Consider the following 23,006-nt stretch of genomic DNA (forward strand, 5'->3'; position numbering starts at 1 on the left):
GATGGCTAAAGAATCAATGAAAGCGCGTGAGCGCAAAAGAGAAGCACTAGTTGCTAAATACGCTGACAAAAGAAAAGCTTTAAAAGAAGCTGGTGATTATGAAGGACTTCAGAAATTACCTAAAAATGCTTCTCCTGTAAGATTACACAACAGATGTAAACTAACAGGTAGACCTAGAGGATACATGAGAACGTTTGGTATTTCCAGAGTAACTTTCAGAGAAATGGCAAACAACGGTCTTATCCCGGGAGTAAGAAAAGCCAGTTGGTAATAATTACTAATTAATCGGGACAATTAAGTTGTCTGGATACTAAAGAATAAAAATATCAGACCCAAGATTTTCTGAAGTCTGATATTTTAATCTTCAAGTCCTTTCAATACTGATTGTCTTTAACCAATAATTTAAAATAGAAAAATGGTAACAGATCCAATTTCAGATTTCCTAACAAGAGTAAGGAACGCACAAAGCGCAGGCCACAAAGTGGTGGAAATTCCTGCATCGAAAATCAAAAAGGAGATTACTAAGATCTTATTTGACCAAGGGTATATCTTAAACTACAAGTTTGAAGATAACGCTGTTCAAGGAGTGATCAAAATCGCTTTAAAGTATGACAAGCAAACTAACAAACCGGCTATCAAGTCTATTCAAAGAGCTTCTAGACCAGGTTTAAGACAGTACAAAGGTTCTACTGAACTTCCAAGAGTACTGAACGGTTTGGGTATAGCTGTTATCTCTACTTCTAAAGGAGTAATGACTGACAAGAAGGCTAGAGAAGAGAAAGTAGGCGGTGAAGTAATCTGCTATGTTTATTAATTTTTAATCAGAGGAAAATGTCAAGAATTGGTAAAGCAATTATAACAATTCCAGCTGGAGTTACTGTCACTGAAAATAACGGTGTTGTAACAGTTAAAGGTCCTAAAGGAGAACTTTCTCAGGAGCTTACAGCAGGAATTACTTTAGAACAGAAAGATGGTGAACTTAACGTTAACAGACCATCTGAGTCTAAACAACACAAAGCACTTCACGGTCTATACAGAGCGTTGATCAACAACATGATCACTGGTGTTAATACAGGTTTCGAAAAGAAACTGGAACTAGTAGGGGTAGGATACAGAGCTTCACACACAGGTCAAAAACTTGAGTTAGCTTTAGGATTCTCTCACGGTATCGTATTAGAACTTCCAAGCGAAGTAAAAGTAGATACATTGACTGAAAAAGGTAAAAACCCAATTATTACTTTAGCGTCTCATGACAACCAACTTCTAGGAATGGTAGCTGCAAAGATTCGTTCTTTCAGAAAGCCTGAGCCTTACAAAGGAAAAGGTGTAAGATTCCTTGGAGAAATTGTTAGACGTAAAGCTGGTAAATCTGCTTAATAAATTATAAGTATTATGGCATTAAGTAAATTAGAAAAAAGAATAAGAATAAAAAGAAGAGTAAGAGGAAAAATCTCTGGATCTTCTGAATTGCCAAGATTATCTGTATATAAAAGTAATAAGGAAATTTACGCTCAGTTAATCGATGATAAAAATGGTACAACTTTAGTTGCCGCTTCTTCAAGAGAGAAAGGTGTTGATGCTAATGGTACCAAGACTGAAGTTTCTGCTGCTGTTGGTAAAGCTATTGCTGCCAAAGCTATCGCTGCAGGAATCGAAAGTATTGTATTTGACAGAAACGGTTTCGTTTACCACGGAAGAGTGAAAGCTCTTGCTGATGGAGCGAGAGAAGGAGGACTTAAATTCTAATCATAAAATTTCGGAAAATATGTTAGGACTAGATAATATAGAAAGAGTAAAACCGGGAGGATTAGAATTAAAAGATCGTCTCGTAGCTGTTAACAGAGTAACAAAAGTAACCAAAGGAGGTAGAGCTTTCGGATTTTCTGCTATCGTAGTAGTAGGTAACGAAGACGGAGTAATCGGTCACGGTCTTGGAAAATCTAAAGAAGTAGCTTCTGCAATCGCTAAAGCTGTTGAAGATGCTAAGAAAAACCTTGTGAAAGTTCCTGTAATGAACCACACAATCCCTCACCAGACTACTGCCAGATACGGTGGTGCAGATATCTTCTTAAGACCTGCTTCTCACGGTACAGGACTTATCGCCGGTGGTGCGGTAAGAGCGGTATTGGAGTCTGCTGGTATTCACGATATCCTTTCAAAATCTAAAGGATCTTCTAACCCTCACAACGTGGTGAAAGCTACTTTCAAAGCGTTATTGGATATCAGAAGACCTGAAGAGATCGCTAGAATGAGAGGAGTTTCTTTAAGTAAAGTGTTTAACGGTTAATATTAGAACAATGGCAACAATCAAAGTAAAGCAAGTAAGAAGCGCTATTGGAAGAACAAAAACCCAAAAGAGAACGCTTGAAGCATTAGGATTTAAGAAACTTCACCAAGTTGTAGAACACGAAGCTACTCCTTCTATCTTAGGAATGATAGCTGCAGTTAGTCATTTACTTGAAGTTCAAAAATAATTTTTAACAAAAGAAATTAAAATGAATTTAAATAACATAAAACCTGCTGCAGGATCTACTTTCAATTCAAAAAGAATTGGTAGAGGTCAGGGTACAGGAAAAGGAGGTACTGCTACGAAAGGTCATAAAGGTCAGAAAGCTAGAGCTGGTTATTCTCAGAAAATCGGTTTCGAAGGTGGACAGATGCCTTTACAAAGGAGATTACCTAAATTCGGTTTCAAAAACGTAAACAGAAAAGAGTTTAGAGGAGTAAACCTTGATACTATCCAAATTTTAATCGAGAACAAATCCATTACTGGAGATATCACGAAAGAAGTTTTAGTAGAAAACGGTTTAGTTTCTAAAAACGAATTAGTGAAAATTATGGGTAGAGGAGAATTGAAATCTGCGGTTTCAATCTCTGCTGACAAGTTCACTAAATCTGCTGAAGAGCTTATTGCTAAAGCAGGTGGAAAAGCAATTACCTTATAATACTTACTAATGAAAGAATTTATACAAACCCTTAAAAATATTTGGAGCCTAAAGGAATTAAGAGATAAAATTCTCTTTACGTTAGGTATTATCCTTGTGTATAGATTCGCATCTTATATCTCACTTCCCGCAATTAACCTTGCAGAAGTGGGAGATCTCTTAGAGCATTATAAAAATCAAGGCGGTAACAAGCAAGGAGCAGGTCTCCTTGGCTTGCTTTCGTCGTTTACGGGGGGGGCTTTCAGCCACGCTTCCGTAATGGCGTTGGGAATCATGCCTTATATTTCTGCTTCTATTATTGTTCAGTTGATGGGGATGGCTATTCCTTATCTTCAGAAACTTCAGAAGGATGGAGAGTCTGGTAGAAATACATTGAATCAAATTACTAGATGGTTAACGATTGGTGTTTGTCTTGTACAAGCTCCTTCTTATTTAACGTCTATTACTCAATTATTCTTACCGTATGCTCAGTTCTCTTCTGCATACTATGTAGAGCCAAATTCTATCATGTTCTGGTTACCAAGTATTGTAATTTTGGTTGCCGGTTCAGTGTTCGCAATGTGGTTAGGTGAGAAAATCACCGACAAAGGTATCGGAAACGGTATTTCCATCCTTATTATGGTGGGGATCCTATCAAGATTACCTGAAGCATTCGTACAGGAAATGGCCGTGCAGAACGGAAAAGGAGGAATGGGATCTATCATGATCCTTATAGAAGTAATATTCTGGATGCTGGTAGTTCTTTTAGCAGTAGTATTATCTGTTGCTGTAAGAAAAATTCCAATTCAGTATGTAAGCAGAGCTCAAGCAAGAGGAGGTGTAAACAGAAATCTTATGCAGGGAGCAAGACAATGGATCCCATTGAAAGTAAATGCTGCTGGTGTAATGCCGATTATCTTTGCTCAGGCATTGATGTTCGTACCAGGACTATTAACGAAATTCGATGAGTCCAATACTTTTCTTGCAGGTTTCAAGAATGTTTTTAGCTGGCAGTACAATGTATTGTTCGCGCTATTAATTATTATCTTCTCATTCTTCTATACTGCAATTACGATTCCGGTAAACCAAATGGCTGATGATTTGAAGAGAAATGGAGGTTTAGTACCGAAAGTAAGACCCGGTAAAGAAACAGCTGATTATTTAGATGATATTTTATCAAAAATTACCTTGCCAGGTGCAATATTTTTGTCTATCTTTGCAGTCCTTCCAGCAATAGTGCATGGAAGCTTTGTTCAGACAGATGCGTTCGCCCTATTTTTCGGGGGAACATCACTATTGATTATGGTTGGAGTTATTTTAGATACCGTTCAACAGATTAATACATATCTGCTGAATCATCACTATGATGGCTTAATGCAGTCTAAATTATCAAGAACGACTGGATATTAATTTATGGCGAAACAAAAACATATTGAACAAGACGGCGTTATCACGGAAGCTCTTTCCAACGCCCAGTTCCGTGTAGAGCTGGAGAATGGGCATATACTTATCGCTCATATTTCCGGTAAAATGAGAATGCATTATATTAAACTTTTACCTGGAGACAAGGTAAAACTAGAAATGTCTCCCTATGATTTATCGAAAGGGAGAATCACATTTAGATATTAAGACAAACGCCAAATGGAATGTATGTTCCATTTGGCTCTTGTTGAAAAATAAATACTATCAAAATGAAATCGTAAGATTCATTGGTCAGTAAAAAAAATAAATATTTCAAATGAAAGTTAGAGCATCAATTAAAAAAAGAAGCGCTGATTGCAAGATTGTACGCAGAAAAGGTGTACTATTCGTAATCAACAAGAAGAACCCAAAATTTAAACAAAGACAAGGCTAACATTAAATTATGGCGAGAATTGCAGGTATTGATTTACCAAAAAACAAAAGAGGTGTTATCGGTTTAACTTACATCTACGGAGTTGGAAGAAGTACTTCTTCCGAAATCCTTAAAGCTGCCGGTATCAGCGAAGACAAGAAAGTCAACGAATGGAATGACGATGAATTGGCTGCAATCAGAACATATATCTCTGAAAACATAAAAGTAGAAGGAGAATTAAGATCTGAAGTGCAATTGAACATCAAGAGATTGATGGACATAGGATGCCAACGAGGAATACGTCACAGACTAGGACTACCTTTAAGAGGCCAGAGAACGAAAAACAACTCTAGAACCCGTAAAGGAAAGAGAAAAACTGTTGCTAACAAGAAAAAGGCAAGTAAATAATCGTTAGGAATTATGGCAAAACAAACTAAAGTAGTTAAAAAAAGAAAAGTAAAAGTTGAAGCTATTGGTGAAGCGCACATTCAGGCTTCTTTCAATAACATCATCATTTCTTTAACAAATAAAAGCGGAGAAGTTATCTCTTGGGCTTCTGCCGGTAAAATGGGTTTCAGAGGTTCTAAAAAGAATACTCCATTTGCTGCTCAAATGGCGGCTGAAAATTGCTCTAATGTTGCTCACGAAGCTGGATTAAGAAGAGTAAAGGTGTATGTGAAAGGTCCTGGTGCAGGTAGAGAATCTGCAATCAGAACAATCCACAATTCAGGTATTGAAGTTAGCGAAATCATTGATGTGACTCCTATGCCGCACAATGGATGTAGACCACCGAAAAGAAGAAGAGTTTAATTTTTAGAATTTACCCATTATGGCAAGATATATTGGACCTAAAACTAAGATTGCTAGAAAGTTTGGTGCTGCAATCTACGGAGATGACAAAAACTTCGAAAGAAGAAAAAACCAACCGCCAGGACAACACGGTCCTAACAAAAGAAGAGGTGCTAAAAAATCTGAATATGCAATTCAGCTAGCTGAAAAGCAAAAAGCTAAATATACTTACGGTATTTTAGAAAAGCAGTTTGCTAACTTATTTGAAAAAGCACACAGAAGTAAAGGTGTAACAGGTGAAGTTCTATTACAGCTTTGTGAATCAAGATTGGATAACGTAGTATTCAGATTAGGTTTTGCTAAAACAAGATCTGCTGCTAGACAGTTAACTTCTCACAGACACATCACTGTGAATGGGGAGATCCTTAACATTCCTTCTTATTTAGTAAAAGCAGGTGATGTGATCGCTGTAAGAGAGAAATCTAAATCTCTTGAGGTTGTTACTGATTCATTAGCTTCTAAAGCTAATTATGAGTGGTTACAATTCAACGATGAGAAGAAAGAAGGTACTTTCGTTTCTGCTCCTGAAAGAATCCAGATTCCGGAGGACATCAAGGAACAGCTTATCGTCGAACTTTACTCTAAATAATTTTTTAATCAAATTTTTGCTCAACCCAATAATATGGCAATTTTACAATTCATAAAACCCGATAAAGTAATTTTACTTAACTCTGATGAATTTAAAGGTCAATTCGAATTCAGACCATTAGAACCAGGTTTCGGGCTTACAATCGGTAATGCTTTGAGAAGAGTGTTGCTTTCTTCTCTGGAAGGATATGCTATTTCATCTATCAAAATAGAAGGTGTAGAGCACGAATTTTCAACTATTCCAGGAGTAATCGAAGACGTTACCGAAATTATTCTTAACCTTAAGCAGGTAAGATTAAAAGCTTCAGCAGAAGGCCAGGCCAACGAGCAGGTAATTGCTAAAGTTTCAGGTCAAACAGTTATTACTGCTGGTGATTTAGGAAAGTCTATCAACGGATTTGAGGTGCTGAACCCGGACCTTTTGATCTGCAACCTAAACAGTGATGTAACTTTCGAAATTACTTTCAATATAGAAAAAGGAAGAGGGTATGTTCCTTCAGAACAGAATAAGTCAAACAATGCACCTGTAGGTACTATTGCTATTGACTCTATTTTCACGCCAATTAAGAAAGTACAATACAGCATTGAAAATTATCGTGTAGAGCAAAAAACAGACTACGAAAAACTTGTATTAGATATAGAAACTGATGGTTCCATCAGTCCTCAAAATGCTTTAACTGAAGCTTCTAAGATATTAATTTATCACTTCATGTTGTTCTCTGATGAGAGAATAACTCTTGAAACAGAAGCTGTAAAAGCATCTATCCAATATGACGAAGAAACACTTCATACAAGACAATTACTTAAGTCTAAATTAGCAGATATGGATCTTTCTGTAAGAGCCCTTAACTGTCTGAAAGCAGCTGAAGTAGAAACTCTTGGAGAACTGGTTTCTTACAGTAAGTCTGATTTGATGAAATTCAGAAATTTTGGTAAAAAATCTTTGACAGAACTAGAAGAATTAGTGCATTCAAAAGGTCTTAACTTCGGTTTCGACGTTGCAAAATATAAGTTAGACGCTGATAAATAATTAATAATGAGACACGGTAAAAAATTCAATCACTTAGGAAGAACAGCTTCTCATAGAAGTGCTTTACTTTCTAATATGGCTTGTTCTCTAATTGAGCATAAAAGAATCAACACTACTGTAGCTAAAGCTAAGGCTTTAAGAGTATATGTTGAACCTCTATTAACAAAGGCAAAAGAAGATACTACACACAATAGAAGAATTGTTTTTTCATATCTTCAAAGTAAAGAGGCGGTTGCTGAACTTTTCAGATCAGTAGCTCCTAAAATCGCAGAAAGAAACGGCGGTTATACAAGAATCATCAAGACTGGTTTCAGACAAGGTGATGCTGCTGACATGGCTCTTATTGAGCTGGTTGATTTCAACGAACTTTACAATCCTAATGCTGAGGAGAAAAAAGCTACAAGAAGAAGCAGAAGATCTGCAACTGCAAAAAAAGCTGAAGCTGTAGTAGCTGAAGCTCCAAAAGCAGAAGAGAAAACTGAAGAGCCTAAGGCTCAGGCAGCTGATTCTGCAGAAGAGAAAACTGAAGAATAATATTCATTCAGATATAATTGAAAAGCCATCCAGAATCTGGATGGCTTTTTTATTTGCCGGCTTCTGCGAAGAACAATAAATTTATTTCAGCAATGAAGTGAGTTCAATATTCACCATTGACAATTCAGTATCACATTCACCATTATTTTCTAAACCCTGATTCAGGAATTTATCTCGGTTTAAATTTTCGTCCTCTTCAATTCAATCACATTATTTCCCTGTTCCAGATGAAGACTATCACCTTTTACCCTGGCAGTCATATCATCCTTTTTGTAGATGACCTCACCGTCTTTTGTGTCTGTTTTAGGTAATGTAAATGTCTTTTTGTTGCTGGTGATCGCTACAGTATTTTCCTTAGGATCATTTTTGAATACTACTTTTACTAATGTTCCGTCTGTAGCCTTGTAAACGAAATCTGTTTTCTCTGTCTTCTGACCGTTCACTTCAGTTGTTGAAGAACTTTGGGTTACAGAATCAATTTTCCCATTGTTGTCGGTGATCACCGTTTCTGAACTGTCAATTTTAATTACGCTTTTGTTTCCGCTTTCACTTTTTTTACAGCTGGTTAATAATAATGCCACAGCTGAAACTGCTATTAAAAGGCTTTTTCTCATGATATTTATTTTTTAATGTGTAGGGTTAATTGTTTTTCTATTGTAATAGAAATTTTAACTAAATTTAATAGAAACAAAAAACAAACCAATAACCCTGAACTCAAGTCACTAAATTACACAAAAGTGTAATTGATTCCGTCTTGTTTTCTTACGAAATTTGTCTTAAACAAAAAACAATGAGCATTTCTATCGCCATAGTAGAAGACGAAAAGAACTACAACAACGCGTTGAAGAAGGTCATCAATTACCAGCAGGATATGCACGTGACTGCCCAGTTCTTTAATGGAAAGGAAGCCCTGAATAATCTTCCCGGTATTTCCCCGGATGTTGTTATGATGGATATCCAGCTGCAGGATATGCTGGGTATCGAAATCATTGAAAAGCTCAGAAAAGAAATGACAAAGACACAGTTCATCATGTGTACCAGTTTTGAAGATGATGAAAAGATCTTTAATTCATTAAAAGCAGGAGCCATGGGATATCTCATCAAAGGTGAAAGCATGGACAAGATCCTTTCTTCCATCCGCGATGTATATAACGGCGGTGCCCCCATGAGCCTGTCCATCGCCCGCAGAGTCTTAAGTCATTTTGAAAAAAAACTTCCTGAAATTAAAGATTTTGATGACCTCACAGAACGTGAAAAAGAAATTCTCGAGCTCCTTTCACAGGGACTCCTTTACAAAGAAATTGCCGACAGAAAGTTCATCAGTATAGACACTGTAAAAAAACATGTAGGAAATATCTACAGAAAACTGCACGTGAGCAATAAGGTAGAAGCAATAAATAAATTTAACCATTTTAAAAACTAAGAGACATGAGAACAATTAAACTATTAAGAATTATTTATCTAATAACTTTAATGTTGTTTTTGATAAGTTGCAGGAAGGATAAGACCGGAGAAATAAGGGATAGAGCTTTAGACCAGCCGGATCAAAAAGCTAATGCTGCTCCTGTTGATTCTAATGGAGATAGTATATATATAAAGAAATTCGATTTTCTAAGCTTACAAACCATATTAACAACAATACCGGATACGGATGTAGATAAGTATTATGGGAAATATTCAACTACATATAAACCACATTTAGGATTGGGAAAAAAATACCCATATTCTTTTGATATAGCTCCCAGTGTAGGAGAGGAAATGAAAAAGATGGTGAAGAATAATGACTCGATACGGCTAATTCTTACTACAAGAGAAAATCATTTGGAAATTCTTTTTGCTGACTCAAATAATAACAAATACATTATTACAGAAAATGCTATTAAGCAGGTTGATGAGAAAGTATTTAAAGAAATGGATAATGTCTTCAAAACCGGTATTTATGATGAAATGACAAAAGCTAAGATAGGATTGGTAGACTCTGAACAGTCAGGGGATAAAACGTATGGTAATACTACTGAAATATTAATACCGTATGCTGACTTTAGCCAATATGAGCCAACAAAACATACTTTATCTTTTTTACCTGGGGTATTAACGAATAACAATGTTAACAGCAATAAGAAAAGTAAAATGCACCACCTAACATTAATTATGTGTTTGATGGAATTAAGTCCCAACAAAGCTCTTAAAAATCCTCCAATAGTTTTTTCTGATGACTTTTGTTTAAAGCCGCCAGGCTGCTAAATATGTATATATTCTATTTAATTCTAACTTTTCTTTGTCTTGCTTTTTCAGTTATAAATAAAGCAGCAAGACAAAGATTCTTGTATTTATACTTTGTGATTGTTTTTTTATCAGAAATTCTGATATTCATGGGAATATTTGATGGTGGCATTTATAAATACACTAAGATTTTTTATATTCTGTTCTTTATATTTTATTATAAAGAACTTTTTACATTACATTATAATAGATACATTCTTTTATTTATAGTCATTACCTGCCTGCTTATAAAGAATAGTATTGGAGATGAAAATTTATTACCGGTGATACAAAGTTTTGTTTATGTTTTTCTTAGCTTAGGATGGATGATGTGGCAAATTAAAAATCCTAATGAAATTTCAATCTACAATAAACAGAAATTCTGGTTTTGTGCTGGACTTTTATTGTGGAGTGCTGTATTTTTAATGCGAATTATCCCATCATTATTTTTTGCCGAAAAAGACAGTGTTTTTTTCCAAGGTATAAATTATTTTTATCAGGGAATTACTATTTTTTGCTATGCATTATTCCTGAGAGGTATTTTTTGCAGAAAATAAACGTTTGGAATTGAATTAAGATAGAAATGAATGATTTGGATAGAATAAAACTCACTTACATTATTGCAGTTATTGTAATAATGCTATTCATTGCTTTCATTATTTTTGTTGTTTTAATGTATAATAAAAAACAGCTTTTGTATCTTAAAGAACAGCAACTTAAAGAAGCAGAGCATCAAAACCAGCTTCTTCAAAAAGAACTCGAAAAGCAAAAATCTATAGAACAGGAAAGGGAACGTATTTCCCACGATATGCATGACGATCTCGGAGCCGGGATTTCAGCATTGAAACTTCAGGCAGAATTCCTCAAGCAGAAAGCGGAAGACGGAGATCTGCAGAATGATATCGATGAGCTGCTGAAAACCTCAGAAGAAATGAACCTATCCATGCGCGAAATGCTCTGGAGCCTGAACTCAGGAAATGATACTCTGGGAAGCTTTATAGACTATGCCATACAATATACCGGTAACTTTCTGAAAAAAACAAAAATTAAGCTTTCGTCAGAAAGCGAAGATATTATATCAGAAACACCAATTTCTACAGAACTGAGACGGAATATGTTTTTATGCTTAAAAGAGGCTCTGAATAATGCTTATAAACACAGTCAATCCAATCAGTTGAAACTTTCTTTTGTTCAAAAAGATAAAGAATTTATCATGAAAATCTCTGATAACGGAGTCGGGATCAGTCATGAAAATGCAGAAGGGAACGGCCTCCGGAATATGAAACGGCGGATGCAGGAACAGAATGGCGAATGTCAAATTTTATCTGAAGGATCAGGAACACAGATGCTTTTCAGAACTACAGTATAAGATCCGGAAAACATACATAGAACCTTTGTCTTCAAGAAGGCAAAAAACAATAAAAAAAATTATTGCAGAACAAAGAAAACATACTGTTTCTGACAGGTAAAATCTCATTTAAATGGAAAATTAAACTATAATCTCTCAATGTCATAAAAAACGTTGATAAATTTGGATGTATTACCAAATATTAAAGCCTACTTTTTTCATCAGGTTAGTTTTTTCATTAAATTTGTAATAAGTATAATTTTAATAATAAACAACTTGAAGCTTTTGCGGATGGTTCAAAACTAAACAATATGAGTGCAATTTCTTTCATAGAAGCGAGACAAATTTTGGATTCCAGAGGTAATCCTACCATTGAAGTAGATGTATTTACAGAAAGCGGGGCCATGGGACGTGCTGCCGTACCTTCAGGAGCATCTACAGGTGAACATGAGGCAGTGGAATTACGTGACGGTGGTTCAGATTATATGGGTAAAGGAGTCCTGAAAGCTGTTGAAAATGTAAAAGAAGTAATTGCAGAAAACTTAATCGGACAGCCGGTTTTTGAGCAGAACTTTATTGATCAGATCATGATTGATCTTGACGGAACTGCCAACAAAGGAAACCTTGGGGCCAATGCAATTTTAGGAGTTTCTTTGGCTGTAGCTAAAGCTGCTGCTGCTGAACTAAGAATACCGTTATACAAATATGTAGGAGGAGTTAATGCCAATACACTTCCTGTTCCAATGATGAATGTCATCAACGGAGGATCTCACTCCGATGCTCCTATAGCGTTCCAGGAATTTATGGTAATGCCGGTAAAAGCAGAATCTTTCTCTGATGCATTGAGAAAAGGAACTGAAATTTTCCACAACCTGAAATCTATTCTTCATTCAAGAGGTCTTTCTACAGCAGTGGGGGACGAAGGAGGTTTCGCACCTACTTTCAAAGGAACTGAAGATGCTTTGGATACATTGCTTCAGGCTATTGAAAAAGCAGGCTATAAGCCAGGTGACGATATCATGTTGGCGCTTGACTGTGCCGCTTCAGAATTTTACAAAGACGGAATTTACGACTATAGAAAATTCCAGACTCCGGATGCCGCTCAGTTCTCCAGCAGCGAGCAGGTTTCTTACCTTGCTGAATTAGCAGCTAAATATCCTATCATCTCCATCGAAGACGGAATGCAGGAAAACGACTGGGAAGGATGGAAAATGCTTACTGATAAAATCGGAGACAGAGTACAGCTTGTGGGTGACGATTTATTCGTAACCAATGTAGAAAGATTGTCAAGAGGAGTAAAAGAAGGTATTGCCAACTCAATCCTTGTAAAAGTAAACCAGATTGGTTCTCTTTCCGAAACAATGGATGCTGTACAAATGGCTCAGAATAACAAATTTACTTCAGTAATGTCTCACAGATCAGGAGAAACCGAAGATTCCACAATTGCTGATTTGGCAGTAGCTATGAATTGCGGACAGATCAAAACCGGATCTGCTTCAAGATCAGACAGAATGGCGAAGTATAACCAGCTTTTAAGAATTGAGGAAGCATTGGGTGATACGGCTTTTTTCCCAGGTTTAGATGCATTTAAAATTAAAAGATAATTGAATTTATAAATAACGGCAAGCGATAATTTTTGTTTGCCGTATTTTGTAATAAGTAGTATATTTAAAAAAAAATAAATAAATGTCAGACAACAAAGTAATATTGAATTATGACGGTAATTCATATGAATATCCAATTGTGGATAGTACTATCGGAGACAGAGGAATTGATATTTCAAAATTAAGAGACCAGACAGGTTTAATCACTCTGGATTTAGGGTACAAAAATACCGGAGCTACTATTAGCGACATCACTTACTTAGACGGAGATAAAGGAGAATTATTCTACAGAGGTTATCCAATCGAGCAGATTGCTGAGAAATCTAACTTTTCAGAAGTTATGTACCTTTTATTACATGGTGAATTACCTACTCAGGACCAATTTGTTTCCTTCAACAATAATATTAAAAAATATAACTTTATAGCAGATGAAATGAAAAAGATCATTGATGTTTTTCCTCGTTCTGCTCATCCTATGGGAGTTTTATCTTCTTTAACTTCCGCTTTAACAGCTTTTAACCCTAAAGCCGTTAATGTAAACTCTAAAGAAGAAATGGACCACGCTGCAGAATTGATGATTGCTAAATTCTCTCACCTTTGCGCATGGACCTACAGAAAAACTCAGGGGCTTCCGCTTAACCACGGAGATAACAGCCTGAACTATGTAGAAAACTTCTACAAAATGGCATTCAGATTACCTAACGAGGAATTTGAAGTAAATCCAGTTATTGTAGACGCTCTTGATAAACTATTAATCCTTCATGCTGATCACGAACAAAACTGTTCTACTTCTACAGTAAGAATGGTAGGATCTGCTCATACAGGTCTTTTTGCTTCTATTTCTGCCGGTGTTTCTGCACTTTGGGGACCTCTTCACGGAGGTGCTAACCAGGCTGTTATCGAAATGCTTGAGTTGATCGACAAAGATGGAGGAGATGTTAATAAATGGGTAGCGAAAGCAAAAGATAAAAACGACAGCTTCCGTCTAATGGGCTTCGGACACAGAGTGTATAAAAACTTTGATCCAAGAGCGAAGATCATTAAAAAAGCTGCTGACGATATCCTTAATGCATTAGGTATCCAGGATAAAGCACTTGACATTGCAATGCAGTTAGAAAAAGTAGCACTTGAAGATGAGTACTTCGTAGAAAGAAAACTATATCCAAACGTAGATTTCTATTCAGGTATTATCTACAGAGCACTGGGAATTCCTACAGAAATGTTCACCGTAATGTTTGCTTTGGGAAGACTTCCGGGATGGATTTCTCAGTGGAAAGAAATGAGACTGAAAGGAGATCCTATCGGAAGACCAAGACAGGTTTATCAGGGTGCTCAAAAAAGAGATTACATCGATATTACAAACAGATAACCCCTGTTTTTATCATAAACAAAATCCCAAAGCTTGCTTTGGGATTTTTTATTTTAATCACTGATTTGCTATTAAGGTTCCTTAGTAATATCTATTAAAGTATTTATGCCATAAATCATAATCATGGATGCTTTGTCTGTTTCTATAAAATAGGGTAATCTTTCGCCTGTCACTAGTTCCACTTCACCTAAAGCATATTGATCAGTTTTGCTTTTGAATTCTCCATACCATTTGTTTTTAGCGTTTATCAGGTTTCCGAATTCTATATTTCCTTTATTGTTTGTTACTAGTTTTCGTGTTGTTAAAATACTGTAGTTGTCAGAATCAATAATAACAGAACAAATGATTAGTTCTTCTTTCTCAAAATCAATTGGAAAATTTTGAAATAATAATTTTGGATTGGAATCTGAATCATAAAACTGAGCCCATTTGAAATCGTAAGGTTTTATTGTCTTTCTTTTTATTGAAGCAATACATATATTGTAAAGAGATTGATCAGATTTTTTCATTAATTTAAGAAGAGTTTAAAAATACAAAATTTAAAGTGAATCTTTTGTTATATATATCAATTTGAAGACAATAATTTTATTAAATTTACCTTCATAAAGTGATCACTTTCAATTAGTTTTGGTTTAAGCCGGAATGATAGGAATTTATCAAGAAAATAAATCAATATAATGACTTTCGGACAGCAGATGTTATTTTTCTTCAGTGCGGTAGGAGCCTTTAATGGGTTGCTGCTCGGGGTCTATCTTCTGTTTGTCAAAAAACTTAAAAACATTCCGGATTTCTTTTTAGGCTTGATTTTATTGACTTTAAGCATCAGAGTGGGGATTTCCGTTTGTATCTATTTCTATCCGGACTGGCCGCGAATCATTCCGCACCTTGGGATGTCTGCGCTATTTTTCACAGGGCCGGCTTTATATTATTACATCAGATCATCATTCCAGAAAGAAGAATTTGATTTAAAACAATGCAGAGCGTTTTTCGGAGTATTGACATTGGTTCTTGGAGGTGTAGGATTGCTGTATTTGTTTTTTCCGGTTAGTTGGGATAAATATTTCGGAACCTTTATTTATACGGTTTGGTCAGTATTTGTCTTGCTTGCTGTATATCAGTATTATATTTCTTCAAAACAGACAGCGAGAAATCCCAATAAATTTATCCTTCCGGTACTTATCAGCAATGTGATCATTTTCCTGGCGTATCAGTTAATTTCTACAGGCTGGGTACAGGTGTATTGTGCAGGCGGAAGTCTTGTATTCTCATTTGTGCTGTACGCGAATTTTTTAATTCTTTTCAGTAAAAAGAATAATGATAATTCTGTAAAAGAGATTCCTAAATATACCAATAAAAAGATTTCAGAAGAACTTGCAGACAGTTTTGTTTCAAAACTTGAACGGCTTATGAATTCCGAAGAATTATACAAAAATCCAAACCTGAAATTAAGCGATCTGGCGGCTAAAATGAATATGTCTGCCCATCAGCTTTCCCAATTGCTGAATGATAATCTCGGTAAAAGCTTTTCAACTTACATCAATGAATACAGGATCAACGAAGCCTGTCAAAAAATAGAAATCGGCTCCTTCCTCAAGATCGAAGAGATTGGTTATGAAGTTGGATTTAATTCTAAGTCTACTTTCTTTTCCACATTCAAAAAAATTAAAAATACCACACCGCTTTTATACAAGCAGTCACAAACCCCTTCTGAAGCTAGGTTTCAAAGTTCAGAATTATAATTTCGTACTGCGGAATTTAAACTTCAAAACCTTATTTTTTCAATAGCCTGCTACTTTTGGTTTCATAAAATTAAAATTTATGAATATCAGATTATGGTTTTTTCTGTTGCTATTATTCCTTTCCTTCTTTGGAAAAGCTCAGGAAACAATACAGGGGAAAATTTTGGATTCAGAGACCAAGACAGCTGTTTCTCAGGCTGAAGTTTCTATGTTAAATAAATCAGACCGGAGCATCATTCAAAAAGTTCAGACGGATTCCTTAGGTTTTTTCCGGCTTGATAATGTAGCTCCTGATGCTTACTTTGTGGTCCGGAAAAATGGATATGAAACGGAAGAATTTAATACTGTAGAAGATATTTCTTTGATTGAATTGAAACCTGTTTCTGAAAATATTTCTGAAGTAGTGATCCGTTCAGCGGCCAGAAGTATCAGGCTCAATGACGGAAATGTCGTAATGAGTGTTTCCGGAAATAAAGATTTCAAGACCTCTGCGAATCTTCTTGAGGTTTTAAGAAAAACACCGGGCGTTTCCATAGATCAGGAAGGCGGCATTTTTATTGGCGGAAGAATTACTCCTGCCATATTTATTGACGGGAAGCCAGTCACCATGAGCAGCCAGGAACTTCAGGCCTATCTTCGTTCATTACCGCCGGAAATGGTAGAATCTGTTGAAGTGAATGCCAACCCTTCTTCCAAATTTGATGCTGAGTTTAAAGGAATTATCGATATCAGACTAAAAAGAAACGGAAACCTTGGCTGGAAAGGACATTACAGTGGAAATACCTATGCCAATAAGTTCAGCTACAGAGAAAACTCTTTAAACCTTTCTTATAATACAGAAAAGACAGCATACAGCTTGCAGGCCAGTTACAATAATGGTATTTCTATCTATCGCTATAATGCACTACAGAAGCTTGCCAATACCAATGTCATGCAAACCAATACGTATCAGGAAGATGAAGGGAAGGTATATGGCATTCAGACCGGAGCAGATTTCAGGATCAATGATAAGAATAGATTAGGCATCAGTTTAAGAGGAAATTTCAGAACCAGTGACCGGGTCCGTTCAGGTTCACTATACACTACCAATAAAGAAGGCTCACAGCTGATCTTTAACACCGAAAGTGAAAACCCTACAAATTATTCCCAGGAAAATTATGGGGTAACTGCAGATTATTCATTTCAAAATAAAGGTTTTAAACTGAATTTTTTAGGTAATTATCTTTCCGTCAGAAATAAGCAGAAGGATGATTTTATCAATAAAGATAAACCAACCTCTCAACTTTTATCCTACTGGAAATCTGACCTGCTTAATAAAATTGATATCCAGACCGCACAAATCGACATTTCCCAAAAGATAGGAAATGCTGACCTTGAGGCCGGAATGAAATACAGCCATTCCAATACCCATAATAATATCCGCTACGATACGCTGTCTGTTGATGACCGTTTTATCTTTGATCCGGAGCGTAGCAATATGTTTTCTTACAAAGAGCAAATATGGGCCGGCTATGTTTCATACAGACAGAAATTTGGAAAGCTTCAGGTGAATGCAGGACTAAGGTTTGAAAATACCGAGAGTATTTCGGATGCAGTTACTAAAGATTCTGTGGTGTCAAGAAATTATCTCGAATGGCTGCCGTCTTTTAGTACAACCTATACATTCAATAAATCTAATGAACTGTCACTTTCGTACAGCAGAAAAATAACACGACCTGTGTTTTCCCAGCTCAATCCGTTCCGGGTTTATTTCAGCCCGCTGAATTATTGGATCGGGAATCCTTATCTGCAGCCTTCTTTCACCAGCCAGATCAAACTTACGTACCGCTATAAGAATTGGGTGACCAGTTTTACAGCAGGAAAAGAAAAAGATGTGATGACCCGGTATCCGCTTTACAATCCGAAAACCAACGTTCTGGAATATCTTGGAACCAATCTTCCTTACCGCAAATTTGCTTCTATAGAAACCAGTTTTCCTGTGAAACTGACAAACTGGTGGAATATCACCAGCCAGCTTGCGGGATACTATAACGATGAGTTCAGACCTTATCTGGGTGAGGTGTTTGCTTTAAAAGTGTATAATTATGAAATACGGATAAATCAGGTTTTTACTTTACCTAAAGGATATACCGTTAATCTATTTGCAAATTATGAATCCAAAACCGGAAACAGCCTATACATTATCAAACCAAGGTATACAGTAGATCTATCTGTGCAGAAGTCATGGTTTAACAACACATTGAATACAAAAATAAGCTATAACAATATTTTTGATTCTTATGATCAGCGTTTGGAATTCAGGCATAAGCAGATTATGGACAACCGTCTTACTCATTGGTGGGACAGCAGCCGTCTGATTTTTTCGGTAGGATACAGCTTTGGAAGTTCAAAATACCAAGCCAAAGAACTTCTGAAAACAGAAGAAGAAAACAGGGCGCGATAAAAAGAAACCCTGCTTATCAAAAGCAGGGTTGTTATTTCTTTAATTATGGACAAACACAGTTACCACACGTCCAAATGGTACAGTTTCCGTTGTCATCCCACTCGCAGCAGTATCTGGGTCTGGTTATCCCTCCTCCTGTGATTAATTTCTGCTCGTTTCTTCCTAATTTTTGTGCATTTTTAAGCACCGGGCTTTTCTTGTTCATGATTTTGATTTTTGATGTTAATAGTTAAATTTTAATTTTTATAATTCCATTGAAATTATATCACTAAGATATGAATTTATTTTATAAAATATATTGTTTTTTGTTTCTTATGTAGATGAAAAATAGTCAGTTGTAGATGAATTATGTTGGAAATATAAAGGGACTATTGGGTTGTATTTACAATTTAATACAGGAATATAAGGCATAAGGCCGAATATAAGCAGCATTAAAATCAAATTTGATGCATAAAACAAATCAAAAGTTTTCCAGATAGAGACCTTTACTTATATTTGTAGTATTGCATAAATCTTTATGAAACTAAACATTAAAAACGAAACGGGCAGGCTGAAATCAGTTGTTCTAGGACAGCCTAATTCAATGGGAGCCGTTCCCACACTGGAGGAGAGTTATGACGCCAAGTCATATTACTCCATCGAACACAATATGTATCCTAAAGAAGAGGATATTATCAACGAAATGAATGCTTTTGAAGCTGTATTGAAGAAATATGATGTAGAAGTCCTTCGTCCAAGCATTATCAAAGATTATAACCAGGTTTTCGCAAGAGATGTGGCTTTTGTGATTGACGATAAAATGATCATCTCAAATGTGATCGCTGACAGAGCTGATGAGCAGGATGCTTACAAGAAAGTTTTTGAAAAAGTAGCGTGGAGAAAAATTATCAATCTTCCGGAAACTGCACACATTGAAGGCGGTGACGTTATTGTATGGGATGATTTCCTTTTTATAGGAACATGTTTCAGCGAAGATTACAGAAACTATAAAACAGCGAGAACCAATGAATATGCTATTGAAATTCTGAAAGAATATTTTCCGAAGAAAAGAATCATCGACCTGGAATTAAAGAAAAATGATAAAATTCCGTTTGAAGGGATCCTACATTTGGACTGCACATTCAATCCGGTGGGAAAAGATAAATGCCTGATCTATAAAAACGGATTCGTGGACGAAAGCGATTACCGCCTGATCATTGATATCTTCGGAGAAGAAAACTGTTTTCACCTTAATGATGAAGAAATGTTTGAAATGTTCCCGAATATCTTTTCTATTTCTCCCGAAGTTGTTGTCTCAGACAAAACATTTACAAGAATGAACAATCACCTGAGAAACGAGTGGGGAATGACCGTAGAAGAAATTCCTTACAGAGAGATTTCTAAAATGGGCGGACTCTTGAGGTGCTCCACAATGCCACTGGTAAGAGAGTAGATTGATGTGAAGATTAGAATGGTTTCTGAATCTTTTAATCTTTTCAATGTTTTAATTTTTAAATCAAAAACAATGCAAACAACAGATACAGTATTAATGATAGAGCCGATTGCGTTCGGCTATAATGCGGAAACGGCAGAAAATAATTACTTTCAGGTTGAACAGAAAGGGGCTGATATTCAATCTAAAGCTTTGGCAGAATTCAACACTTTTGTTGGAACACTGAGAAACAAAGGGATAAATGTGATTACTATAAAAGATACCCTGGATCCTCATACTCCCGATTCTATTTTTCCGAATAACTGGGTAAGCTTCCATAAAGATGGCAAAGTTGTCCTATATCCGATGTTCGCTTCAAACAGAAGAGTAGAGAGAAGGGAGGATATTATTGAGAGTATCAAAAATCAAGGCTTTGAAGTTGCTGAAATTGACGACTGGTCATTGCCTGAAACTCAGGGTCATTTCCTGGAAGGGACAGGAAGTATGATCTTTGACCACGATAATAAAATCGCTTATGGTTCGGTTTCTCTAAGACTTGACGAAAATTTATTCAGAGAATTTTGTGAGAAATATGGATTTACCCCTATAGTTTTCCATTCTTATCAAACTGTAGGCACAGAGAGGCTTCCAATTTACCATACCAATGTTATGATGTGTGTGGCAGATAAATTTGTAGTCATATGCCTTGATTGTATCGATAATGAGCTGGAAAGAGAAAAGGTTATTGAAACCATTAAAAATTCAGGAAAAGAGATCATCGAAATTTCAGAAGAGCAGATGCAGCAGTTTGCAGGAAATATGCTTCAGGTTCAGAATAAAGACGGCCAGAAGTTTTTGGTGATGAGCCAGACGGCCTATCAGTCCTTAACACCTGAACAGGTTGCTGCCATAGAAAAATACTGTGAGATCATTTACTCAGATCTGAATACCATCGAAGTGAATGGAGGAGGAAGTGCCAGATGTATGCTTGCTGAGGTTTTCCTTCCGAAAAAATAATATATTTACGAAAAAAATAATTGAAACCATTATCAAGCAAAGGTCTGCATATTCTTCTGACTTTGGAAACACAGTCAGAAGATTTGTTATTAGACTGCAGTCGCTTTTTGAAATATACAGAATCCATTTTAGAAACTAAAGAAGTGGAAATTGTTGGAATTACAGATCATGTCTTTGACAACCAGAGCTTCACTGCTGCCGTGTGTCTTAAGGAATCCCATCTCTGTATACATACCTGGCCAGAGTTTAAACAGCTTACATTTGATGTTTTTCTGTGCAACTATACCCAGGATAATACCCAGAAAGTAGAGCAGATCGCAGATGAAATTGTTCAGTATTTCAATGCTGATGTCATTCAAAAACACAAAATTCACCGTTAAAAAATGTATTACGTTTGTCCCGTCTGTGAAAAAAATAATGAACTGGCAATAGATTTTTCTGTTGAAGAATACATATGCCATTCATGTGCTTCCCTTATCGGAATAGAAAAAAATGCTTCTCGGAAAATCATTAAAAAGCCTGTAGAAAATGTAGTCCTGGAAGTCGGACAGAAAGGAACGATCTATGGGACAGAATACTATGTAATTAATATTGTTGTTAAAAAATATGGAGAAAATATTTTCTGGCGGGAATATGCACTGAAAGGCCCATCCGGAAATAATGTATACTTAAGCGAAAATGATGGACATTGGGTACTTCTCCACTTACTGGATTCAGCATTTAAAGACTTTAAGCATTATGCAGAAACTGCTGATGGGCGGAAATATAGATGGTATGAAACCACACCCTGCAGTATTCATTCCGCAGCTGGTTTTTTTGAAGATAAAATAGATTTTAAACTTGCCAAATATAAAGAATACGTAAACGGCACCGAGATGATCTCACGGGAAGAATGTGGAAATTCAGTACAGTTCTTTAAGGGAAATCATATCTCAAAATACACCATCAAAAAAGCTTTCGGCTTAAAAGAACTCCCCGATTATTCAGGGATAGGAATTGTAGAGCCTTTTTTCTTTGATGTAAGGCAAGGGATCAACATTATCGGAGTTTCAGCTTTACTAATCTGTCTGATCCAGCTGTATGTGGTGATGTCAAGAACTAATCAGACCCTTTTTGAACAGGAAATCAAATTTGCTGATTTAAATGAAAAAGAGCTGGTAAGCAAAAGTTTCAACCTTTCAGGAGCTTCCGCTCCGTTAGAAGTGAATGCCTACTCTGAAGTAGACAACTCCTGGGCAAATGTAGGCGTAAGCCTTGTTAATGAAAAGACTAATGAAATAGCTTATACCTCTAAAGATATAGAAAGATATTCCGGCTATGAAGACGGAGAAAGCTGGAGCGAAGGAAGCCAGAGTGAAGAATTTAATTTTTGCGGTGTAGCGCCCGGAAACTACCATTTCCTGATTTCTGCAGAAAAAGAAGGAGGAGCGGCAGATCCTTTCAAATCAGGCTATCAGCTACAGAATGGAGATTTTTCAGTGATTAAAAATGACCTGGGAAATTTCTATATGCGGAACAATAAAGACAAAAGCATCAGCATCTATACCGAAAAAGAAATACTGAAAAACGAAATTAGCGGAATAAATAAGCTGACAGAAAAGCCGTTGGAAATTAAAAAATTGGACTCTGTCCTTACCAATATGAGCCTGGAAACCGGCTACCCGGAAAAATATGAAAGAAACAGCTCTGTGAAAATCAAGGCTGCATGGCAACCGGTATCATTTTGGAATTTCGCTATTGTAATCATTTTGTCACTAACCTTCATAGCGGTCAGCTTTGTGGGAAGACGCATTTTTGAACTCAATAAATGGAAAAACAGTTCCAATTCACCTTATCCTACCCATTAAGACATGGACAAAATAACCCACTACATCAGGACCAATTGGATACTGTTACTTATCGGAGGCTTTTTTCTGAGCTGGTTTGTTTATCTTACTTTTACAGGAAATAAGTTCTGCGACTGTGCCAAAACAGAAACCTACCGGGACGGAACAACCAGAAATCACTCCACAGGAAGAGGATTTTACAGATACTACCACAAATAAAAAATATAA

Annotated in this window: 31 protein-coding genes; 28 read left to right on the forward strand and 3 right to left on the reverse strand. The window is 36.2% G+C overall.

What is annotated here, in order from left to right; all coding sequences use genetic code 11:
- Position 1: 1 nt before the first annotated feature.
- The 15 genes from rpsN (at position 2) to rplQ (ending at position 7,759) form a co-directional block, all read left to right on the forward strand.
- Positions 2-271, forward strand: a complete 270-nt coding sequence (rpsN, locus tag LC418_RS04395; RefSeq protein ID WP_047376574.1) for a 30S ribosomal protein S14 — start codon at positions 2-4, stop codon at positions 269-271.
- Between the two features lie 144 nt (positions 272-415).
- Entirely contained in the window at positions 416-814 is a 399-nt protein-coding gene (rpsH, locus tag LC418_RS04400) for a 30S ribosomal protein S8 (protein WP_111957093.1), read from the forward strand.
- Between the two features lie 17 nt (positions 815-831).
- Positions 832-1,377 carry a 50S ribosomal protein L6 gene (gene rplF / locus LC418_RS04405; protein WP_111957095.1) on the forward strand — a complete coding sequence of 182 codons (546 nt, stop codon included), beginning with the start codon at positions 832-834 and terminating at the stop codon, positions 1,375-1,377.
- A 15-nt stretch (positions 1,378-1,392) separates the two neighbouring features.
- Positions 1,393-1,746, forward strand: a complete 354-nt coding sequence (rplR, locus tag LC418_RS04410) for a 50S ribosomal protein L18 (protein WP_111957097.1) — start codon at positions 1,393-1,395, stop codon at positions 1,744-1,746.
- A 19-nt stretch (positions 1,747-1,765) separates the two neighbouring features.
- A complete protein-coding gene (gene rpsE / locus LC418_RS04415; RefSeq protein WP_034703137.1) occupies positions 1,766-2,287 on the forward strand; it encodes a 30S ribosomal protein S5 in 522 nt (173 codons plus the stop codon).
- A 10-nt stretch (positions 2,288-2,297) separates the two neighbouring features.
- On the forward strand, positions 2,298-2,474 hold the full coding sequence (rpmD, locus tag LC418_RS04420; RefSeq protein ID WP_007839493.1) for a 50S ribosomal protein L30: 177 nt from the start codon (positions 2,298-2,300) through the stop codon (positions 2,472-2,474).
- Between the two features lie 21 nt (positions 2,475-2,495).
- The gene (rplO, locus tag LC418_RS04425) at positions 2,496-2,945 is read left to right on the forward strand and encodes a 50S ribosomal protein L15 (RefSeq protein ID WP_111957099.1); all 450 of its coding nucleotides are present in this window, start codon (positions 2,496-2,498) and stop codon (positions 2,943-2,945) included.
- Positions 2,946-2,954: 9 nt separating this feature from the next.
- The gene (gene secY / locus LC418_RS04430) at positions 2,955-4,334 is read left to right on the forward strand and encodes a preprotein translocase subunit SecY (protein ID WP_034725974.1); all 1,380 of its coding nucleotides are present in this window, start codon (positions 2,955-2,957) and stop codon (positions 4,332-4,334) included.
- A gap of 3 nt (positions 4,335-4,337) precedes the next feature.
- On the forward strand, positions 4,338-4,553 hold the full coding sequence (gene infA, locus LC418_RS04435) for a translation initiation factor IF-1 (protein ID WP_027381317.1): 216 nt from the start codon (positions 4,338-4,340) through the stop codon (positions 4,551-4,553).
- A gap of 109 nt (positions 4,554-4,662) precedes the next feature.
- Entirely contained in the window at positions 4,663-4,779 is a 117-nt protein-coding gene (gene rpmJ, locus LC418_RS04440) for a 50S ribosomal protein L36 (RefSeq protein WP_007839480.1), read from the forward strand.
- 9 nt (positions 4,780-4,788) lie between these two features.
- Complete coding sequence (gene rpsM / locus LC418_RS04445) at positions 4,789-5,166, forward strand: 30S ribosomal protein S13 (RefSeq protein ID WP_040993540.1); 378 nt, start codon at positions 4,789-4,791, stop codon at positions 5,164-5,166.
- Between the two features lie 12 nt (positions 5,167-5,178).
- Positions 5,179-5,568, forward strand: coding sequence for a 30S ribosomal protein S11 (gene rpsK, locus LC418_RS04450; RefSeq protein ID WP_027387198.1), 390 nt, complete (start codon positions 5,179-5,181; stop codon positions 5,566-5,568).
- A gap of 19 nt (positions 5,569-5,587) precedes the next feature.
- The gene (gene rpsD, locus LC418_RS04455) at positions 5,588-6,196 is read left to right on the forward strand and encodes a 30S ribosomal protein S4 (RefSeq protein WP_111957101.1); all 609 of its coding nucleotides are present in this window, start codon (positions 5,588-5,590) and stop codon (positions 6,194-6,196) included.
- Between the two features lie 33 nt (positions 6,197-6,229).
- Complete coding sequence (locus LC418_RS04460; RefSeq protein WP_034725969.1) at positions 6,230-7,225, forward strand: DNA-directed RNA polymerase subunit alpha; 996 nt, start codon at positions 6,230-6,232, stop codon at positions 7,223-7,225.
- Between the two features lie 6 nt (positions 7,226-7,231).
- Positions 7,232-7,759, forward strand: a complete 528-nt coding sequence (gene rplQ / locus LC418_RS04465; protein ID WP_111957103.1) for a 50S ribosomal protein L17 — start codon at positions 7,232-7,234, stop codon at positions 7,757-7,759.
- Positions 7,760-7,938: 179 nt separating this feature from the next.
- Here the strand turns inward: rplQ and LC418_RS04470 are convergent, their stop codons facing one another.
- Positions 7,939-8,373, reverse strand: coding sequence for a hypothetical protein (locus LC418_RS04470; protein WP_223558239.1), 435 nt, complete (start codon positions 8,371-8,373; stop codon positions 7,939-7,941).
- 176 nt (positions 8,374-8,549) lie between these two features.
- On the opposite strand from LC418_RS04470, the gene LC418_RS04475 reads away from it, so the two are divergent.
- From LC418_RS04475 to LC418_RS04500, 6 genes are all read left to right on the forward strand, one after another.
- Positions 8,550-9,182 carry a response regulator transcription factor gene (locus LC418_RS04475; RefSeq protein ID WP_111957107.1) on the forward strand — a complete coding sequence of 211 codons (633 nt, stop codon included), beginning with the start codon at positions 8,550-8,552 and terminating at the stop codon, positions 9,180-9,182.
- 5 nt (positions 9,183-9,187) lie between these two features.
- Positions 9,188-10,003: a hypothetical protein gene (locus LC418_RS04480; protein WP_223558240.1), complete on the forward strand. Its 816-nt coding sequence runs from the start codon at positions 9,188-9,190 to the stop codon at positions 10,001-10,003.
- A gap of 128 nt (positions 10,004-10,131) precedes the next feature.
- Entirely contained in the window at positions 10,132-10,578 is a 447-nt protein-coding gene (locus LC418_RS04485; RefSeq protein ID WP_111957111.1) for a hypothetical protein, read from the forward strand.
- Positions 10,579-10,613: 35 nt separating this feature from the next.
- On the forward strand, positions 10,614-11,390 hold the full coding sequence (locus LC418_RS04490; RefSeq protein WP_223558241.1) for a sensor histidine kinase: 777 nt from the start codon (positions 10,614-10,616) through the stop codon (positions 11,388-11,390).
- A 290-nt stretch (positions 11,391-11,680) separates the two neighbouring features.
- Complete coding sequence (eno, locus tag LC418_RS04495) at positions 11,681-12,973, forward strand: phosphopyruvate hydratase (RefSeq protein ID WP_111957115.1); 1,293 nt, start codon at positions 11,681-11,683, stop codon at positions 12,971-12,973.
- An 82-nt stretch (positions 12,974-13,055) separates the two neighbouring features.
- Positions 13,056-14,342, forward strand: a complete 1,287-nt coding sequence (locus LC418_RS04500; protein ID WP_111957117.1) for a citrate synthase — start codon at positions 13,056-13,058, stop codon at positions 14,340-14,342.
- A gap of 71 nt (positions 14,343-14,413) precedes the next feature.
- On the opposite strand, the gene LC418_RS04505 is transcribed toward LC418_RS04500, so the two are convergent.
- Positions 14,414-14,851, reverse strand: coding sequence for a hypothetical protein (locus LC418_RS04505; RefSeq protein ID WP_111957119.1), 438 nt, complete (start codon positions 14,849-14,851; stop codon positions 14,414-14,416).
- Between the two features lie 168 nt (positions 14,852-15,019).
- On the opposite strand from LC418_RS04505, the gene LC418_RS04510 reads away from it, so the two are divergent.
- The gene (locus LC418_RS04510; RefSeq protein WP_111957121.1) at positions 15,020-16,081 is read left to right on the forward strand and encodes a helix-turn-helix domain-containing protein; all 1,062 of its coding nucleotides are present in this window, start codon (positions 15,020-15,022) and stop codon (positions 16,079-16,081) included.
- 79 nt (positions 16,082-16,160) lie between these two features.
- On the forward strand, positions 16,161-18,524 hold the full coding sequence (locus LC418_RS04515; RefSeq protein ID WP_223558242.1) for a TonB-dependent receptor domain-containing protein: 2,364 nt from the start codon (positions 16,161-16,163) through the stop codon (positions 18,522-18,524).
- A gap of 43 nt (positions 18,525-18,567) precedes the next feature.
- Here LC418_RS04515 and LC418_RS04520 read toward each other — a convergent pair whose 3' ends face one another.
- Complete coding sequence (locus LC418_RS04520; protein ID WP_157963380.1) at positions 18,568-18,729, reverse strand: hypothetical protein; 162 nt, start codon at positions 18,727-18,729, stop codon at positions 18,568-18,570.
- A gap of 312 nt (positions 18,730-19,041) precedes the next feature.
- Here LC418_RS04520 and LC418_RS04525 point away from each other — a divergent pair, with 312 nt between their 5' ends.
- From LC418_RS04525 to LC418_RS04545, 5 genes are all read left to right on the forward strand, one after another.
- Complete coding sequence (locus LC418_RS04525) at positions 19,042-19,956, forward strand: dimethylarginine dimethylaminohydrolase family protein (RefSeq protein WP_223558243.1); 915 nt, start codon at positions 19,042-19,044, stop codon at positions 19,954-19,956.
- 72 nt (positions 19,957-20,028) lie between these two features.
- The gene (gene ctlX, locus LC418_RS04530) at positions 20,029-20,952 is read left to right on the forward strand and encodes a citrulline utilization hydrolase CtlX (protein ID WP_111957419.1); all 924 of its coding nucleotides are present in this window, start codon (positions 20,029-20,031) and stop codon (positions 20,950-20,952) included.
- Positions 20,953-20,972: 20 nt separating this feature from the next.
- The gene (locus tag LC418_RS04535; RefSeq protein WP_111957127.1) at positions 20,973-21,332 is read left to right on the forward strand and encodes an S-adenosylmethionine decarboxylase family protein; all 360 of its coding nucleotides are present in this window, start codon (positions 20,973-20,975) and stop codon (positions 21,330-21,332) included.
- 3 nt (positions 21,333-21,335) lie between these two features.
- Positions 21,336-22,799 (forward strand): DUF4178 domain-containing protein, encoded by a 1,464-nt coding sequence (locus LC418_RS04540; protein WP_111957129.1) that lies wholly within the window; start codon positions 21,336-21,338, stop codon positions 22,797-22,799.
- Positions 22,800-22,802: 3 nt separating this feature from the next.
- The gene (locus tag LC418_RS04545) at positions 22,803-22,997 is read left to right on the forward strand and encodes a hypothetical protein (protein ID WP_223558244.1); all 195 of its coding nucleotides are present in this window, start codon (positions 22,803-22,805) and stop codon (positions 22,995-22,997) included.
- Positions 22,998-23,006: the final 9 nt, after the last annotated feature.

It is taken from the genome of Chryseobacterium lathyri (genome assembly GCF_019970085.1).
GTDB lineage: Bacteria > Bacteroidota > Bacteroidia > Flavobacteriales > Weeksellaceae > Chryseobacterium > Chryseobacterium lathyri.